This window comes from Myxococcus xanthus, from assembly GCF_013116825.1.
Lineage (GTDB): Bacteria > Myxococcota > Myxococcia > Myxococcales > Myxococcaceae > Myxococcus > Myxococcus xanthus_B.
The window spans coordinates 1-16,412 of sequence record NZ_JABFNS010000169.1 but is presented as its reverse complement, the minus strand read 5'-3'; the positions used below and the strand labels follow the sequence as shown (position 1 = coordinate 16,412).

Genomic DNA, 16,412 nt, shown 5'->3' with positions numbered 1-16,412 from the left:
GGCGGTGTTCCCTCGGGGGGGCTGGCCTCGGCGGCTTTCTGCGCCTCGGCGGCCTTTCGGAGCTGGTCCTTCTGTTCGCGCTCCAGGCGCCGCTCCTCGCGGTCGATGAGCTTGCGCGCGTCCTTCACGTACTGGGGGATGCGCTCGTCGCGTCCGCCGCGCGCCTGGTAGTTGTCGAAGTGGGCGAGGGCCGTCTTGTAGCGCTTCAGCGGCTCCATCCCCGGCGGCTCCACGTCGAGGTAGAGGATGGCCAGGTTGAAGTATGCGTCCGCGGCGCGCGGCATCAGCAGCAGCACCTGCTCGTACTCGGCGCGGGCCCGCGCGAAGTTCCCCTGCCCCCGGTGGGCGTTGCCCAGGTTGAGGCGGGCTGACGCGAAGTCCGGCGCGGCGCGCACCGCGGCCTCCAGTTCGGTGACGGCGGCCTCGTAGTCCTGCGCCTCGTTGAGCATGGCGCCGAAGTTGTTGCGCGCCTCGGCGAAGTCCGGCCGCAGCTGCGCGGCCGTCTTGAAGGACTCCAGGGCCTGGGGACGCGAGTCGAGCGCCAGGTACACCAACCCCAGCGCGTTGTGCGTGGCCGCGTCCTTCGGGTCGATGGCGCGGGCGTTCTCCAGCACCATGCGCGCCAGCTCGTGCTTGCCCTCGCGGTAGTAGACCTGCGCCAGCACCTGCATGGCGCGCACGTGCCGCTCGTCGCCCTTCAGCGCCTGCTTGGCCTCGGCCGAGGCGGCGGCGTGGTTCTTCGTCTGGAGCAGGGTGATGGCCAGCGCGGTGCGCAGCGCGACCGAGTCCGGCTGGGAGGACAGCCGCTCGCGCAGCTCGGCTTCCAGCTTCGCCGTGCGGCCGGTGCGGCCATACAGGCGCGCCAGGCAGTCCCACGCGGACTGCTGCTCGGGGGCCACGTCCAGCGCCTTGCGGTAGGAGCGCTCCGCGTCCGCGGTCTTCCCCATCCGCTCCTGGACGATGCCCAGGTTCGTCCACGCGTAGTCCAGCTTCGGGTCCAGCTCGACCAGGGTGCGCAGCGCCGCTTCGGCCGCGGTCAGCTCGCCCCGGCGCGCAATCTCCACGGCCTCGACGAAGTCGCGCTCGGGACCGCGCGGCGCTTCCGGACGGGCCAGGGGCGGTGACGGCGCCTCCATGGTGGCGCACGCGGACAGCCAGAGGCTGGAGGCCAGCACCACGGAGGTCAGCGCGCGGGCGCATGAGAGACGCGGGCCAGGACTCACTTGGTTCCCTCCCCAGACAGGCGAGGGCCCTCTTGCGGCGTCGAGCGCACGGGGCCGCTGATGCTGCCCACCAGCCCATCCGGGTAGGTGGCGTCCGTGGCGAGCGCCTGCTTGGGCTCCTTGAGCACCGGGTACTCCTTGGGCCGGAAGCGGTTGAGGGACTCCAGCGTGCGGCGCGTCCATTCGTTGCTGAGGCGGTTCTTCCGAGCCTCGGCCAGCGTGGCGGCGTAGCTCTCCACGGCGGCCTCTTCCAGCGCGGTGGTCTGCTGGACCAGCGCGTCCTGGTAGACGACCACCGCCTCCTCGCCCATCCGCTTCACCTCCGCCGGGACGGGCGTCTCGATGATGGTGTTGGCGAAGCGCTCCAGGGCGTAGCCCCGGCGGTAGAGCGCGGCCAGCGTCCACTCCAGCTGCTTGTACGGGTAGACACGCGCGTACGCGGTGTTGACGGACTTCACGCCGTTGCGCTTGGCCGTGAAGCTGCGCTCCAGCGCCTTGCCCTTGCCGCCAATCTTCAGCTTGTCGAACTTCTGGAACTCCAGCTCTGCCAGCTGGAAGCGGCTGTAGGCGGCGGCGTCCGCGGCCAGCGGGTGCGTGTCCGGCTGGAGCTTGCGCCGGTCGAACTCCGCCGCGGACCGCGCCCAGGCGTTCTGGGCTTCGCGCGCGCTGCCCAGCTTCTGGTGGGCGTCTCCCATGCGCCGGTGCGCGTCCACCACCAGCTCCACCTGTCCGGACTGCGAGGCGAACTTGCGCACGAACTCCTGCAGCGCGCGGACCTCGCCACGGGGGTTGCCCTGCTTCTCGTAGATGATGGCGGCGCGGTACTGATTCTTGGGCGCGTCCTCCGCCTTGGGGAACAGGTCCGCGTAGCGCATGAAGGCGGCGGCGGCCTCCGGGTAGCGCTGCTGGCCCTCCAGCAGGCGCGCGGCGTTGAAGAGCGCCGCCTCCCGGTCCTTCGAGCCCGGGTAGTCCTTCACCAGCTTCTGGTAGCTGACGACGGCCTTGTCGAAGTCGTAGGAGTTCTCCGCGTTCACCGCCACGCGGAACAGCGCCCCGCCGGCCAGCGGAGACGACGGGTATTCGCGGTAGATGCGCTCGTACAGCTTCAACGCGGAGTCGAAGCGGCGCGTGTTCTCATGCGCCACCGCGGCGTTGTTGAGGGCCTTGTCCGCGAACTCGTGGCGAGGCGACTCGTCCACCAACTCGATGTACTTCGCCGCGGCCTCTTCGTACTTCGACTCGGCCATGAGCTGGTCGGCGAGCTTGAAGCGGCCGGCGAGCTTGAACTGCACCAGCTGCTTGTGCAGGTCGCTGGACGGGTCGATGACCTTGTCGTTGCTGGCCAGCCGCGCGCTGACGGACTCCACGCTCCGCCAGTCCTCGTCGATGAGGAAGGTCTCGATGGTGAGGTTGGTGGCGTAGCGGGCCACCTCGTGGCTCGGGTACGCCTGGATGATGGCCTCGAAGCGGCGGCGCGCCTCGGGGAAGTCGTCGTGCGAGTAGTGCAGCTCCGCGGCCTGGTAGGCGATGCCGGGCGCCTTCTCTCCAGCGGGCAGCAGGGCCACATAGGCATCCGCGGCGGCCACCAGCTTCTGCTCGGTGGGCGCGAAGGGGCGGGGCTTCACGGCCTGGCCCGGCGGACGCTCCGTCGAGCGCAGCGTCTTGGACTCCGGCACCGTGCCCGCCTGGATGTCCAGCGTGAGCTGCTTCTGCCACGCGAGCACCGCGTTGAGGGCCGCGTCCGGGCGGTGCTTGTTGGCCGTGTCCGTGTCGCGCACCTCTTCGTAGGCGCGCGCGGCGGCGGCGAACTGGAAGGCGTTGTAGAGGCACTCCGCATAATAGAAGCGCATGTCGCCCGCGCTCTTCGTCCGCGGGAAGCGCTCCAGGTACATGCCATACGCGCGGGCGGCGATGTCGAAGGCGCTCCGGGCCTGCTCGAACTTGCCCTCCTGTTTGAAGACCAGGGCTTGCTGATGGTGGTAGGTGGCGCTGCCGTACAGGCTGCGCTCGGCCAGCGCGTTGGCGCGGGCGATGGCCGCCGTGTCGCCCTTGTTCTTCTCGTACCAGGTGCCGCCGGGCTGGTAGAGGTTGGCCAGGGCCTCGGACTCGGCGAAGGACAGGCCCAGCATGCGGTCCCGCTCGTAGGCCTGGACGATGCGCTGCTGCACCATGGGTGCGTCCGGCGCGTCCGGCGCCTTCTGCAGCACCCGGCGATAGGCCTCGATGGCCGGCGCGTGCTTCGTCTGGTCGAAGTAGACATTGCCCAGCCGCTGGTACACCTCGGCCTCGTAGGGGCGCGGGCCACGCTCCGCGAAGAGCGCGTCCGCCCGGGCGATGCCGCCCCACATGTCGTCCGCCAGGGAGATGGCCACGTACTGGAGGGCTTCCTCGCGCAGGTCGCCGCCGGCCGTCGCGTCGCCCTTCGCCACGCGCTGGGCTTCGTAGAACTCCACCAGCGTCAGGAAGGACGCCACCGCTGGCTCGAAGCGGTCCATGCGGTAGTACGTCCAACCGAGCTTGTAGAGCGCCTTGTCGTAGAGCGGGTGCGAGGCGTCGCGCGTGGCGGCTTCATAGGCCTGCGCGGCCTTGGGCAGGGCCTGCGGGTCCTCGTAGTTGTCGAACCAGTACTCGCCGATGCGCACCCAGGACTCGGTGGCGAAGCGGCTCTGCGGGTAACGCGCGATGAGCTGCTGGTACGCGTGGAGGCTGTCGTCGTACTGGTCCTGCTTCTCCAGGCAGTAGGCCAGCAGGTACCAGGCGCCGTCGTTGAGGCGGTAGTCCGGGAAGGTGGCCAGCAGCTTGCGGTAGAGCGCGATGGAGGGCGCGTAGTCCACGCGCGGCTCGGTGGGGAACTCCGCGTCCGGGTTCTTGTCGTGCGCCTCCAGCCGCTCCGCGTAGTCCTTCATCGCCAGCAGGTGGTCGTCCGACGAGCGCTCGTAGTACAGCTCCGCCAGGCGGAACATCACATCCGGCGTGAAGCGCGGCTCGGTGGGGTAGCGGCGCAGGAACTCCTCGAACCGGGCAATGGCGTCCAGCCGCTCGCGGCGCTCCTGGGCCTCCAGGTCCTTGATGCGCTTCTCGTAGGATGCGGCCAGCGCGCCGCGCTTCTGCTCGTAGCGCTGCTCCACCAGCTCCTGCACCTCGCGGTGGAACTCGCGCGCCTCGGACTCGTAGAGCTCCAGCGCGCTGCTCACCTCCTGGAACAGCGCCTCCTGTTCGGGCGTGCGTCCCATGCCCTGGAGGTAGGGGGACGCGGGCGCGGCGGGAGCCTCCGCGGCGGAGTCGGGGCCAGCCAGGGCGAGCAGCGCGGCGAGGAGACGGGAGCGCATCACTCCTTCACCTCGGACAGGACGTCCTGGAACTCGGCGTCCAGCTCGCGCAGGGCCTCGTCCTTCTGCGTGGAGAGCGTCTGGATGGCCGTCGTCTTGTCCTGCTTCTCGTTGAAGGCCACGTCCACCACGCCCACGTCCGCCTTGAGCACCAGGTCGTAGAACTGCTGCCGCACGCGGCGGATGCTGTCGTAGGCGATGCGGCCCACCAACTGCCTGGCGTCACCGGAGACGGTGGCGACTTCGGCCTCGTAGCGCTCCAGGAGCTGCTGCTCGGCCAGGACCTTCTCGCGGATGACGCGGCCCCGGCGCTCCAGCCGCTCGCGCACCACGGTCCGGGCGGTCGTCACGCGCTCGCGCAGGCCGTCCAGCCGGCCGCGCACGCCCTGGGTGCGCCGCAGCGTGGCCAGGACCTCCGCGTCCGCCCGGGGCTCCGCCTCGCGCAGGATGGCGTGCTCGCGCCGCAGGGAGTCGGTATAGGCGACGCGGATGGCGCGCTCGCCGGCCAGGGTGGTGTCCACGGCGTTGCGCTCGTCCGCCAGCCGCGCGCGCGTGACGGTCAGCTCCGCCTTGAGGTCCTTCAGCGTCTGGACCTCGGCCTGCAACTGCAGCAGGAACTCGCGCTCCTCGTCCGGAGGCGTCTGCCGGTGCGTCCGCGAGTCCTCCACCCACTTGCGTATCGAGGCGGCGACGGCGTTGAGCGACTGAAGCTCGAAGTCGAGCCGGTGGGCCTCGCGGTCCAACGCGTCCACGCGCCGCTGCATGCGCTCGCGGCGGTCCTCCAGTGTCTTCAACGAGGTGGGCAGCGCGGAGAAGCGGCGCTCCAGGGCTCCGCGCGCGTGCTGGGCCTCCGTCAGCCGCGCCAGCTCGGCGGGCGTGAGCACGGCCCGCATCGCGAGCGTCTCCACCCGCACCAGCTCCGCCTCCGCCTGGGTGAGGGCGGTGTCGACCGCGTCCGCGCGCGTGTTGGCTTCCTGCAGCTCCGGGAAGGTCTCCAGGCCGCGCGTGTCCAGGGCGTGGAGGATGCGCTGGGCAATGGCCGCGGCCTCGCTCCGGCCCCGGCGACCGCTGTCGATGTCCTCCACCGTCCGCACCGCGTCCGCCACCACGCGCTGCGTGGTGGCGTACTTCAGCACCAGATGCGGCAGCACCGTGCGCATGTCCAGCGGGCCGTCCGCGCGCACCAGCAGCCGGTCGAAGTACGCCACCGGGTCGCTGTGTGAGCTCAGCAACGCGTCCACCTGCTCCCGGGGGGGCCGGAAGGTGTCGATGACCTGGGTATAGGTGTCGGTCGCCTCGTCGTACCGGCGCAGCTTCTGGAGCAGGTTGCCCTGGAGGATGCGGCCTTCGGCGGCGAGCTGCGAGTCGGGCGCCACCAGCAGGAGGATGTCGATGGCGTTCTTCGCCTGCTGGTAGTGGCCTCGGCGCACGTGGACCCAGGCGGATTCGTAGAGGGAGTCGGGGAAGGACTCGCTGTCACGCGGCACCTGGCCGTAGCGGTCCAGCGCGTCGTCGAAGCGGCCCGTCTCGTACAGCAGCCGCCCCAATGACATCAGCGCCAGCTCGCGCACGCGGCGGGCTTCCTCCTCCGGCGTGGGCGCGGAGCGGCGAGGACCCGTCCTGCCCGGAGCGGCCTGGGCGGCCTGGGCGGAGGGCGGGGTGGCCAGCTGCTGGAAGCGGGTGATGGCCGCGGGCAGGTCACCTTCCTGCACGGACAACACGCCCAGGTGGTAGGCGGCCCGGAGCCGGAAGGCGCCGTTGGGCGCCTGCGCCAGTGGCGTGAAGGCGGCGCGGGCCTGGGCGATGCGGTCCACCGGAGACAGGTCCGTGCGCCGGAACAGCCACTTCGCGTGGACGTAGGCAATCTCCGGGGACAGCTGCCCACCGGACAGCGCGCGGGCCTGCGCCACGTAGGCCTCGACACCCTCGAAGTAGTTGAGGCGGCCGGCCACCGTCAGGTAGCGCGACAGGGCCTCGCGGTAGTGGCCGGAGGTCGGGGGCAGGGCCAGCAGCTCGCGCAGATACAGGCGCGCGCCAATGTCGTTGCGCTGCTCCAGGAGCGAGTCCGCCAGGTAGAACAGCGCGTCCGGATAGCGCGGATGCGGGCGGAAGCGCGGGTCGCTCACCAGGTCGTAGAAGAGGACGGACGCCGCCGGCCAGTCGCCCAGCAGGTAGTGGATTTCGCCGTCGGAGAAGCGGCGCGCGAGGGCGTCGTCGTCACTGGGCTCGGCGCGCTGGGTGAACTGCGTCTCCACGAAGCGGAGGTTCTCCTCGACGCCGAGCAGCCCCTTCTCCACCGCGTCGAGCCGCGGCGACAGGTCGCGCGCGGTCAGCGGGGGCGCGGGCACCTGCGCGGGTTCGGCGGAACGGACGGCCGCCGGCCCCAGCAGGACCGCCGAGAGAGCGAGAGCGCGGAGTGACGCGTTCACCGTCTGGCCCTCTACTGACCGGGAGTGGAACGGGTGACGGGCGGCGGCGCGGCGGGCGCGGCCTTGCGGCCGGACTCACGCGCGACGGAGACGTCGTAGCGCACCGCGGGCCGGTCCTTCAGGTCCGTGGTGATGCCGCCCTGCTCGTAGCCCACCACATGCACGGTGGACGTCTTCCCCGGCTCCGCGTTGAAGGTGTAGCTGGACTGCACCTTGAACTTGTAGCCCTCCAGGTAGCTGAACACGCCGTAGCCATTGCCCCGGTACACGAGGCGCACGGCGAGTTGGTGCTGCCCGGGGACGATGCGGCCGTTGAAGACCTCGAAGAGCTCGCGCTTGCCCAGGTCCGTGTGGCCCTCTTCATCCACCTGCGTGTAGACGGGCGCGCCGTCGAGCGCGTACGCCACCGACTCCAGTTGGAAGGAGCCGCCCATCTCGTTCTTGTGGATGATGACGGCGCGAGCGCCCGTGGAGACGTCACCGCCCAGCACCGTCTCCTGCAGCAGCAGCAGGCGGGCCTTGGAGCGGTAGATCTTCTCCTTCAGGTCGACGACGTTCTCCTCCAGCGTCTTCACGCGGATGTCGAACGCCTCGTCCGCGGTCGCCGCGGCCTGTGTGGAGGGAGGAGCGGAGGCAGCGGGCTCCTGCGCGAGCGCCGGCCCACAGAGGGCGGCGCTCAGCAGGGCGAGGAGCGGGAAGGTGGCGGCGACACGCACGGTACGACCTCAGTGGGCAGACGGTCTGACCTGACGGCAAGGGAGGACATAGCACCCTTGCCTGTAGGACGTCTTGCCACGCCGTGGGCGGGGACCGGAGTCGCCCGCCTGGGCGCTTGCTTCAACCACCCTTCTTGAGCTCGGTGAGGACGAGCTTGGCCACGGCCTTGAGCGTGTCGAAGACGCCCACGCCCGTGGGAGCCACGGCCTGGTATTCCGGGATGTTGCGGGGGTTGAGCGCCTTGCGCATCTCCTCCACCGTCACCGCGTTGGGCAGGTCGCGCTTGTTGTACTGGATGACGTACGGAATCTTGTTCAGGTCGTAGCCCTGCTCCGCAAGGTTGATGCGGAGGTTCTCGAGCGACTCCATGTTCGCTTCCATACGTTCGATCTGGCTGTCTGCCACGAACACGACACCGTCCACGCCCTTGAGGATGAGCTTGCGGCTGGCGTCGTAGAAGACCTGACCGGGCACCGTGTACAGGTGGAAGCGCGTCTTGAAGCCGCGAATCTCACCGAGCGACAGCGGCAGGAAGTCGAAGAAGAGCGTGCGGTCCGTCTCCGTGGAGAGGGAGATGAGCTTGCCCTTCGTCTCCGCGGCGGTCTTGTTGTAGATGTACTGAAGGTTGGTCGTCTTCCCGCAGAGCCCGGGCCCGTAATAGACAATCTTGCAGTTGATTTCGCGGGATGAGTAATTGATGAAGGACATGGCTTCCCGGGTTACTCGCTGAAGAGGTTGTCGATATCGTCGTCGGAGATCTCGGCGAAGGGCGACCCAGCTCCAGGACTGTCAGTCTTCTTCACCAGGCTCTCGAAGATCTTCGTGAGCTCGTCGCTGGCCTTCTTGATGCGAAGGCGGACGAGGCCGAGGCTGGTGCGGTTGTCGAAGATGACGACCAGCACGACCCGGCTGCCGACGATGGTCATGTACAGCGAGTCCTTGGCCCCCTCGTGGAACTGGTTGGGGAACTCGTTCTCCCCAATCAGCTTGGCCAGGCCACCCATCGCGGCCACGTTGCCGGCCGTCAGCGAGGCCAGTGACGTGGTGTCGATGTTCTGCGTCTGACCCGCGGAGGAGATGAGCTGCCCGTTCTTGTCGACGAGGAAGACCACCTTCGCGTTCGCGTCCTTGGTAAGCCGGTCGCAAACGGCGTTGATCTTGGTGAACTCCTCTTCGTACATCACCAGTTGCGTGCCCATGGGCGTATGCGCTCCTCAGCGTTCGCTCGTCCCGCTCATGGCGACGCTCCGATGTTTCTAGAGTGAATCCACGAGGTTAGACGAGGCGCTACCGACCATCAGGATGCTTAGCAAAGCGTATCCACTCCAGCAAGAAGCCTTCCGCTTCCTGGAGGTGGTTCCGTGCCCGTTCCCATGCCCTCCGGACGCACTGTGGGGTGGAGGCCACGGATCCGCACCCTGGGAGCGTGGGGCCTGAATGAACCTGTCCCACGGGGTTGGGGGCCTTCCCGGCTTTCTCTATACTCCGCTGCGTTTTGCCGCCCCCGCTTCTCCCGCGTTGCTTCGTGGCGCGCCTGGCGCTGGTGCTCCTCGTCCTGCTTGCCACGTCCCCCGCCCACGCGGAGGAAGTGGCCGAGCACGCCTCGTCGCGCCTTCGCTACGGGCTGTCCCTCCGTGACGGCCGTCAGGCGGATGTAGGGCCCGGGCTCACCTATGAGGGCTTCACGCCGAACGATGTAGCGGCCGTGGGCACTGCGTGGCTGGGCACGTCCTGGCTGGGCGCGTGGGCCGGGTTGCAGCGGGAGGCCTTCGACCTGCGGGAGGGCGCGCTGCGGATCACCGGTGGCAGCCTGTGGCGGGCCTCGGTGGGGCCCCGGGCGCGCGCCTTCCTGGGCCCGGTGCGCGCGGAGCTGGGCGCGGGCTATGGCTTCTCACAGCTTCCCCATTTCGGTGACTCGGCCGAGCCCGCGCTCCTTCGGGGCGTTCGGCATGCGGCGGTGGTGGGCGGCCTGGTGCGCTTTCCGCTGGTGTTGGGGCTGCAGTTGGAGGCGCGCGGTGAGCTGCCTGTCTCTCTGTCGGTGCGCGACGCCACGGGCGCCCGGGCGGAGGCGACGGGGTTCTCCGCCGGTGGCGCGCTGCTGGTGCCGCTGCGGCGAGCGGAGCGCTGGACAGGCACGCTGGTGCTGGACTTCCAGCATGTGCAGGACACCGTGACGCTGGAGGATGGGACGCAGTCCCGGCAGCGCCTGCGGCGGATGGGCGCGGCGCTGGAGCTGGCGTGGCATGGCGGTGTCCGGACGACGCGGCAGGTGCCCGTGCCGGTGGTGGTGCCCGGGAGCGTGCGGTTTCACGTGCTGGACGCGCGGACGGGCGCGCCGCTGCCTGGCGCGCGGGTCATGGTGGAGGGCGAGGCGCACGTGGCGGATGCGCAAGGCCTCGTCGAAGTGGCGTCCCTGCCGCCCGGGCCGGTGTCCGCGCAGGTGACGGCGGAGGGATATGCGTCCGCGGAGGCGACGGCGACGGTGGAGGAGGGCATGCGCGCGGAGCTGGAGGTCCGAGCCGCGCCACTGCCGCCACCGACGGGCGCGCTGCGGGTGACGGTGGTGGATGCGCGGACGGGCGCGCCGCTGCCGGACATTCGCGTGTCGGTGGGCACGGCCCAGGTGCGCACGGACCTGGCAGGGCAGGTGGTGATGAGGGACCTGGCTCCGGGGCCCGTCGCTGTCTCGGTGGCGTCTTCCGGCTTCCAGTCCGCGGATGAAGCCGCGGTGGTCATCGCCGGGCAGGAGTCCACGCTGTCGGTGCCACTGGCGCCGGAAAAGAAGGGGACACGGGCCACGCTGGTGGGACAGGTCCGCAGTGTGCGAGGGGGCAAGCCATTGGCGGCGACCCTCCTCGTGACGAAAGCCCGGGTGCGCGCGCGCACGGATGCGAAGGGGGCTTTCAATGTCCAGGTGCGGGGTGGCACGTACCGCATCACCATCTCCGCGCGAGGGCATCTGTCCCAGACGAAGGTCATCACCCTGCGCGAGGGGGAGCGGACCATCCTCAATGTAGACCTCTTCCCGAGGGGGAAACGGTGAGTGCCCCGCGTCGTTGGTTCCTGGTCCTGCTGCTCCTCGTCGCGGGGTGTGATGATGACGCCGTGGCGCCGCCTCCCGGGCCCTCGGCGGTGGTCGACGCGGGCGCTGGCGAAGTGCTGGGCCGCCTGGAGGGCGTGAGCGGCGACGTGCGCCTGGAGCGAGGTGGCAAGCGGGCGCCCGCCGAAGAGGGGCCCTTGTATGGGGGCGACGCGGTGGAGACGGCCGCGGGGGGTGTGGCCACGGTGCGTTTCCCGGATGGCCGTTCCGTGGAGGTGGGGCCGGACGCGCGCTTCGCGCTGGGTTCGGACTCGGGAGGCATCGTGCTTCAAGTGGAGCGCGGCATCCTGTTGTCGCGCGTGCCCGCTGGCGCGGCGCGCACGGGCCAGGGTTCGAAGGTGGCGCTGACCATCCGCACGCCCTTCGGCCTCACGCGGGTGGGAGCGGATGAACCCAGCGAGGTGCGCGTGCAGGTGGCCGAGGACGCGGGCCGCGTCGAGGTGCGGCTGGGCGCCATCGAGTTCGTGGGCCGCGATGGCAAGACGCTGCGCGCGTCCGAAGGCGACGCGGTGGAGGTGACGTCCGGCCGGACGGAGCTGGTGGCCCGGGGGGCGCGTGTCCTGGAACTGGCGCCGATTCCGGTGACGGTACGGCTGGCGTCGGGGCGCGCGGAGGTGCGGGCCAGGGGAGCGTCGGACTGGCGTCCGGTGGCGAAGCAGGGCGAGGTGCTCGCTCCGGGAGGCAGCGTGCGCACCCGGCGCGGAGGCTCCGCGGTGCTGGCGCTGGAGGGCTCGGCCACGGTGGCGTCACTGGGGTCGGACGCGGAGCTGGTGCTGACGTCGGCGGAGCAGGGCGACGCCTCAGATGAGGCGCGCTTCGACTTGTTGAGGGGCTGGTTGAACCTGCAGCTCGCGCGAGGGCGCACCAGCCGGCTGGTGCTGCCGGGGCTGCAGGTGGAGGGTGGCGGTGAAGCGCGGCTGGCGGTGCGTCGCACGGCCGCGGGCTATCTGGTGGATGCGCTCACCGGACAGGTGACGCTGGTGCGCGGAGACGCCCGGCAGGCGCTGCGCGCGGGGGAGCGCGCCACGGTGGATGCGTCCTCCGCGCAGGCGCCCCGCGTCGAGCCGCTCGCGCCCGCGCCACTGGCCCTGGGCGTCGTCGACGGCGCGGAGGTGTTCCATCCGGGGCTGCAGGATGTGGCCATCACCTGGGAAGGGGAGGGTGAGGCCACTGTGGAGGTCGCGGAGGACGCGGCCTTCACGCGGCCGGTGCTGTCAGGCACGGTGTACCGCCCCTTCATCAACGTGCCCGCGCCGGCGCGCGGCATGCTCCACTGGCGGGTGCGCCGCAAGGATGGGACACAGGTGTCGGGAAGCGCGTCGTTCGCGCCGGAGCGCGCGGTGCGCTCGCTGGCGCGGGTGCGCAACGTGGTGCCCGAGGGGCCGGAGAAGACGACCATCTTCTACCAGGACAAGCCCCCGGCGGTGACCTTCACCTATGCCTCGGAGACCTCCGCGGCGCGCTACCGCGTGGCGGTGTACCGCGCGGGGGCATTGGATACGCCGGTGGCCGAACGCACCGTGACGGAGGCTCGCGCCGCGCTGGACGCCGGTGCGCTGAGTGAGGGCAACTACCTCTGGTCCGTCACGCCGCTTTCCGCCACGGGTGCACAGCTCAAGGGGGGACGGATGAACAAGCTGGAGCTGGTCTACGACAACTCGGTGCCGGTGCTCATGGTGTCCACACCGCGCAACGGGCAGGCCGCGGGCGCGAAGGTGCGCGCGGCCGGTGTCGCACCTGTGGATGCCCGCCTGTCCATCAATGGACGCCCGGTGGCGCTGGATGGCAAACACCGGTTCAACACCTGGGCGGAGCCGGTGGGCTCGCCGCCCGTATTGGTGTTTAAAATGACGCGTCCTGGTGCCCCGGCGGTCCATATGGTGCGCACTCTGAAACAGCGAGGGCCGTGAGGATGTCCCCCCCCCAGACGACCCTGCCCGTGACGGAAACGGGCCTCGTGCCCCTGCTTCAGCCTTATGGCCCGTACGTGCTCGTGCGAAAGCTGGCCGAAGGCGGCATGGCGGAAATCTTCCTCGCCAAGCTGCTGGGCGCGGACGGCTTCGAGCGCAACGTCGTCATCAAGCGGATGCTGCCGCACCTGACGAACAACCCCGACTTCGTGGAGATGTTCCGGGACGAGGCGCGGTTGGCGGCGAAGCTGGCCCATCCGAACATCGTGCAGATTCAGGAGCTGGGCTTCGCGGAGGGTTGCTACTACATCTGCATGGAGTACCTCGCGGGCGAGGACTTCTCCACGACGCTGCGGCTGGCCGGACGCAAGCGCCACTACGTGCCGCTCCCCGTCGTGCTCCGCGTCCTCATCGACGCGGCGCGCGGGCTGCACTTCGCGCACGAGTTCACCAACGAGGCCGGGCAGCCGCTGAACGTCGTCCACCGCGACATCTCTCCGTCGAACCTGTACCTGACGTACCAGGGGCAGGTGAAGGTGCTGGACTTCGGCATCGCCAAGGCCGAGTCGCGGCTCGTCAACACGCGCACTGGCGTGGTGAAGGGCAAGTACATGTACATGGCGCCGGAGCAGGCGCGCGGCAAGGAGGTGGACCGCCGCGCGGACATCTTCGCGCTGGGCGTGAGCCTGTACGAGGCGCTCACCCATGTGCGGCCCTTCTCCCGGGAGAACGACCTGGCGGTGCTCAACGCGCTGCTGCAGGGCGAGCTCAAGCCGCCGCGCGAGCTGCGGCCGGACTTGCCCGAGGAACTGGAGGCCATCCTCCTGAAGGCCATGGCCTTCAAGCCGGAGGACCGCTACCCCACCGCGGAGGCGTTCGCGGACGCGCTGGAGACGTTCCTCTCGGAGCATCTGAGCGGCTCGGGCGCGATGCCGCTCGGCACCTTCTTGAAGGGGCACTTTGGTGAGGAGCGCTTCACCGAGCGCTCACGCATTCCCACGCTGGCCACGCTCAACGCCACGTACGGAGGCGCCGCGGCAGGGGCGCAAGGGCAGGCGCCGGGGGCGGAGGCGCAGGGGACGAACCTGTATGGCGTGCTGGCTCGGGAGGGGGATGCCACGTCCGCCCAGCGCCCCGGCATGTCCGTGCGGCCTTCCTCGCCAGGCGTGCCTGCCCATGGCGCGGCCTCACGGGGGCCGACGTCGCTGGAGCCCACGGCCGGAGTCCGACGCTGGCGTACGCTCGCGGTGGGATTGGCGGGCGGCCTGCTGCTGGCGGCGGCGGGCATCGTTGGATATCGGCAGTGGATGACGACGCCCGCTTCGATGTCGCTGGTGCCGGCCACGGCGCCCGTCGTGGCGGCCGTGGCACCGGAGGATGCTGCCGCTCAGGCTGGCGCGCCGATGGCACCCGTGGGGGCCGCCGCTCAGGCCGGTTCTCTGACGGACGCCGTGGCCCATGGGGCGGGGGGCGACGTGGCCGAGACGGATTCGGCGGGGTCCCCCGAGGATGCCGCTGGCGCGACGGAGAGGGACGAAGCCGGACTTTCCGGCGCTGCGTCCGGTGTCGAGCCGGAGGCGGATGAAGAAGGGGCGGACGCGGCACCTGTGCGGTCGAAGAAGGACGCGTCGCAGAAGCGGGTGACGCTGGGCATCGACGACGTGCAGCGTGTCGTCTCGCGTGGACGGGCGCGCATCACCACGTGCTTCGAGCGCTACAAGGCGGACCTGCCTTCGAGTCAGGGTGAGGTGCAGGTGCAGCTCACCATCGTCTCGTCGGGCAAGGTGCGGGCGGGGACGCGTGGGCCGCTGGCTTCGTCGAGCGTGGGCCGCTGCCTGGAGGCCCAGGCGGAGCGCCTTCGCTTCCCTCCTCACCGGGACCAGGAGGTCACGGTGGTGATGCCTTTCTCGTGGCGGGTGACGCAGTAGCGGCGCGAGGAGGCTCGCGCCGCCACCGCGAGTGGCCTAGAGGTCGCGGCGGGCGGAGAGTGCCTTGGCGAGCGTGGCCTGGTCGGCGAACTCCAGGTCGCCGCCCATGGGCAGGCCCTGGGCGATGCGGGTGACACGCAGGCCCATGGGCTTGAGCAGGCGGGTCAGGTAGAGCGCGGTGGCTTCGCCCTCGACGTCCGGGTTGGTGGCGAGGATGAGCTCCTCCACCCGGCTGTCGTTGAGGCGCTCCAGCAGCTCGCGGATGCGGAGCTGGTCGGGGCCCACGCCCTCCAGGGGAGACAGCACGCCGTGCAGGACGTGGTAGCGGCCCTTGAACTCACGGGTGCGCTCCAGCGCCATCAGGTCTGCGAACGTCTCCACGACGCACAGCACGCGCTCGTCGCGCCGAGCGTCCCGGCAGAAGTTGCAGGTCTCCGCGTCGGTGAGGGAGAAGCAGCGCACGCACAGGTGCACCTTCTCCTTCACCTCGCGAATGGCCTGCGACAGCTCGGCGGCATACTCACCCGGCGCCCGCAGGATGTGGAACGCGAGGCGCTGCGCGGTCTTCTCGCCGATGCCCGGCAGCTTCGCGAGCTGGGCGACGAGTCGATTCAGCGGATCGGGGGTCATCCGGTATCAGGTAATGCCGGGGATCTTGACGCCGCCGGAGATTTTCGCGAGCTCGCGCTGCATGTGCTGACGGCTGCTCGCCAGGGCGGCGTTCACCGCGGCGGTGATGAGGTCCTCGAGCATCGACGTGTCGTTGGGGTCGATGGCTTCCTTGTCGATCTTGATGCTGCGGATCTCCTGGATGCCGTTGGCGACGACGGTGACCCGGCCGTCACCGGCCTTGGCCTCCACGCTCTCTTCCGCCAGCTGCTGCTTCCGCTCTTCAATCTTCTCCGTCAGCTTGTTCGCCTGCCGGATGAAGTAGTTCAGGTCGACGCCAGGCATATGCTTCCTCGGTGCTCGTGGGAGCGGGCGCCACGGACATGGCCCCGCCCCGGCGTGGAATGGGGCGCCACCCTACCGTTGCGCGAGGCGGTTGTCAGGCGCTGTCGTCGGAGGTGTCGTCCGCTGGCACGGCCCCGGGGCGCTCGGGCTCGTAGACCTGGATGTGTTCGATTTCGCCTCCCAGGAACTTGAGCACCGCCCGGACGGCGGGGTGGCTGCGGACCTTGCTGTCCGTGTTCTTCTCGTGGGCGGCGCGCGTCTGTGCGTCCTGGTCGGCCAGACTGGGGCCCAGCCGGGGGTCGTCCGGAGACGCATCCTGGATGGTGAGCTTCACCGGGCGGCCGAAGTGCTCGGCCAGGGCCTTGTCCACGGCGGCCTTGCCCGCGGTGGAGTTGACGGCCATGCGGTGGAAGCCGGCCACGGGCAGGAAGCCGAGGACGATTTCGCCGTTCTTCATGGACATCAAGCGCCCGTTGGACAGCGCCGCGCCCTGCCGGGGATGGGAGGACTTCACCGTCTCCACGGCGGCCCGCCAACGCTCGATGAGGGGCAGGTTGGGGTTGTCCCGGGAGCGGGTGACAGGGGCCGGCGGCGGAGGCTCGGGCTCGGGCTCGTGGATGACGGGCTCGGGCTCCGGCGGGGGAGCCGGCGGCGCGGCGGCGACTTCGGGGAGGCACTCTCCGGAGGCGCAGCCTTCGGGGGAGTTCTCTTCAGGGTAGTAGCGCGCGTCCTCTTCCTCCGCGTAGGGCGGAGGTTCCGGCGGCGGGATGGGCTCGGGCCGGCGGATGTTGGTGACGCGGACGGATGGCGCGGGCTCGGTGG

Annotated in this window: 11 protein-coding genes and 1 pseudogene; 3 read left to right on the top strand and 9 right to left on the bottom strand. The window is 70.2% G+C overall.

From position 1 onward, the window contains the following. The 6 genes from HNV26_RS33285 to mglB form a co-directional block, all read right to left on the bottom strand. Nucleotides 1-1,223, bottom strand: a 1,223-nt coding sequence (locus HNV26_RS33285; RefSeq protein ID WP_171452951.1) for a tetratricopeptide repeat protein, incomplete at its 3' end; no start/stop codon positions are given. Continuing rightward, complete coding sequence (locus HNV26_RS33280) at nt 1,220-4,552, bottom strand: tetratricopeptide repeat protein (RefSeq protein ID WP_216612961.1); 3,333 nt, start codon at nt 4,550-4,552, stop codon at nt 1,220-1,222. The genes HNV26_RS33280 and HNV26_RS33285, both read right to left, overlap by 4 nt. After that, on the bottom strand, nt 4,552-6,981 hold the full coding sequence (locus HNV26_RS33275; RefSeq protein ID WP_171444927.1) for a tetratricopeptide repeat protein: 2,430 nt from the start codon (nt 6,979-6,981) through the stop codon (nt 4,552-4,554). The genes HNV26_RS33280 and HNV26_RS33275 overlap by 1 nt, the downstream gene beginning before the upstream one ends. Nucleotides 6,982-6,992: 11 nt before the next feature. Next, a complete protein-coding gene (locus HNV26_RS33270) occupies nt 6,993-7,697 on the bottom strand; it encodes a dihydrolipoamide acetyltransferase (protein WP_171444926.1) in 705 nt (234 codons plus the stop codon). A 121-nt stretch (nt 7,698-7,818) separates the two neighbouring features. Continuing rightward, the gene (gene mglA, locus HNV26_RS33265) at nt 7,819-8,406 is read right to left on the bottom strand and encodes a gliding-motility regulator Ras-like GTPase MglA (protein WP_002637269.1); all 588 of its coding nucleotides are present in this window, start codon (nt 8,404-8,406) and stop codon (nt 7,819-7,821) included. An 11-nt stretch (nt 8,407-8,417) separates the two neighbouring features. Further along, the gene (gene mglB / locus HNV26_RS33260; RefSeq protein ID WP_002637270.1) at nt 8,418-8,897 is read right to left on the bottom strand and encodes a gliding-motility regulator GTPase-activating protein MglB; all 480 of its coding nucleotides are present in this window, start codon (nt 8,895-8,897) and stop codon (nt 8,418-8,420) included. Nucleotides 8,898-9,193: 296 nt separating this feature from the next. Here mglB and HNV26_RS33255 point away from each other — a divergent pair, with 296 nt between their 5' ends. From HNV26_RS33255 to HNV26_RS33245, 3 genes are read left to right on the top strand one after another with little or no spacing between them, the layout of a single operon-like run. Continuing rightward, on the top strand, nt 9,194-10,741 hold the full coding sequence (locus HNV26_RS33255) for an MSCRAMM family protein (protein ID WP_253817286.1): 1,548 nt from the start codon (nt 9,194-9,196) through the stop codon (nt 10,739-10,741). Beyond that, entirely contained in the window at nt 10,738-12,708 is a 1,971-nt protein-coding gene (locus HNV26_RS33250) for a FecR family protein (protein WP_171444924.1), read from the top strand. Before HNV26_RS33255 ends, HNV26_RS33250 begins: the two co-directional genes overlap by 4 nt. A gap of 2 nt (nt 12,709-12,710) precedes the next feature. Continuing rightward, complete coding sequence (locus HNV26_RS33245; RefSeq protein WP_171444923.1) at nt 12,711-14,636, top strand: protein kinase domain-containing protein; 1,926 nt, start codon at nt 12,711-12,713, stop codon at nt 14,634-14,636. A 36-nt stretch (nt 14,637-14,672) separates the two neighbouring features. Here the strand turns inward: HNV26_RS33245 and recR are convergent, their stop codons facing one another. The 3 genes and pseudogenes from recR to HNV26_RS33230 all read right to left on the bottom strand — a co-directional run. Beyond that, nucleotides 14,673-15,266 carry a recombination mediator RecR gene (recR, locus tag HNV26_RS33240; protein ID WP_011552029.1) on the bottom strand — a complete coding sequence of 198 codons (594 nt, stop codon included), beginning with the start codon at nt 15,264-15,266 and terminating at the stop codon, nt 14,673-14,675. Between the two features lie 6 nt (nt 15,267-15,272). Further along, on the bottom strand, nt 15,273-15,590 hold the full coding sequence (locus HNV26_RS33235) for a YbaB/EbfC family nucleoid-associated protein (RefSeq protein ID WP_011552030.1): 318 nt from the start codon (nt 15,588-15,590) through the stop codon (nt 15,273-15,275). Nucleotides 15,591-15,684: 94 nt separating this feature from the next. Beyond that, nucleotides 15,685-16,412: pseudogene (locus tag HNV26_RS33230) on the bottom strand (DNA polymerase III subunit gamma/tau); the annotation flags it as partial.

What these genes read in the sequence shown, in the direction of transcription:
- HNV26_RS33280 (WP_216612961.1), bottom strand. Translation starts at nt 4,552, where the DNA reads ATGCGCTCCCGTCTCCTCGCCGCGCTGCTCGCCCTGGCTGGCCCCGAC.
- HNV26_RS33235 (WP_011552030.1), bottom strand. Translation starts at nt 15,590, where the DNA reads ATGCCTGGCGTCGACCTGAACTACTTCATCCGGCAGGCGAACAAGCTG.
- HNV26_RS33245 (WP_171444923.1), top strand. Translation starts at nt 12,711, where the DNA reads ATGTCCCCCCCCCAGACGACCCTGCCCGTGACGGAAACGGGCCTCGTG.
- mglB (WP_002637270.1), bottom strand. Translation starts at nt 8,897, where the DNA reads ATGGGCACGCAACTGGTGATGTACGAAGAGGAGTTCACCAAGATCAAC.
- mglA (WP_002637269.1), bottom strand. Translation starts at nt 8,406, where the DNA reads ATGTCCTTCATCAATTACTCATCCCGCGAAATCAACTGCAAGATTGTC.
- recR (WP_011552029.1), bottom strand. Translation starts at nt 15,266, where the DNA reads ATGACCCCCGATCCGCTGAATCGACTCGTCGCCCAGCTCGCGAAGCTG.